This window comes from Lactobacillus selangorensis (assembly GCF_001437205.1).
GTDB lineage: Bacteria > Bacillota > Bacilli > Lactobacillales > Lactobacillaceae > Paralactobacillus > Paralactobacillus selangorensis.
Genome location: NZ_JQAZ01000029.1, coordinates 1 through 216 on the forward strand (window position 1 = coordinate 1; position 216 = coordinate 216).

The 216-nt window shown below is 60.2% G+C and carries 1 protein-coding gene; it reads right to left on the minus strand.

Annotation, left to right across the window (positions count from 1 at the left end):
- Positions 1–216 (minus strand): cation:dicarboxylate symporter family transporter (locus IV40_RS10490; RefSeq protein ID WP_201782521.1); only part of this gene is annotated, 216 nt, incomplete at both ends.

Here is a 216-nt window from a genome sequence, read left to right on the forward strand (position 1 = left end):
ATCGGCTTGATGTGGGTTTCCTGGCCGTGTTTATGGTTGGCGATCGACGCCATGACCAGCACAAACACCAGGATCGGCGCGACGGCCTTGAGCGCAGTGACAAACACTTTGCCGATAAACCCGGTGGCCTTGGCGGCGTCGGGCAACAGCAGGGCCAGCAGGATACCGGCGATCAAGCCGATGACGATTTGCGTGACCAGGCTGACACGCGCAAGT